This window comes from Phormidium sp. CCY1219, from assembly GCF_035615515.1.
Classification (GTDB): domain Bacteria; phylum Cyanobacteriota; class Cyanobacteriia; order Cyanobacteriales; family Laspinemataceae; genus CCY1219.
Window position 1 is genome coordinate 1 of the sequence record NZ_JAJENT010000235.1, and the last position, 261, is coordinate 261.

Annotated in this window: 1 pseudogene; it reads left to right on the forward strand. The window is 50.6% G+C overall.

Going from position 1 to position 261, the window contains the following annotated elements:
• Positions 1 to 261 (forward strand): annotated as a pseudogene (locus tag LKK83_RS02425) (hypothetical protein); the annotation flags it as partial.

Genomic DNA, 261 nt, shown 5'->3' on the forward strand with positions numbered 1-261 from the left:
GTGGAATTACCCGTCAAAGAACTTTCCCTCGAACCGATTCGCGCCGATGCGATCGTGTTACGTCAGTCGTCGCAAGTGGTTCTGCACGCCGAATTTCAAACCGAACCCAGTGCCGACATTCCCTTTCGGATGGCTGACTATTTCTTGCGAATTTATCGGCGCTATCCGTCAAAACAAATCCGTCAAATTGTGGTGTATTTGAGGCCAAGTGGTTCGCGGTTGGTGTATCAAACCGACTTCGCCACCGGCGGAATGAATCAT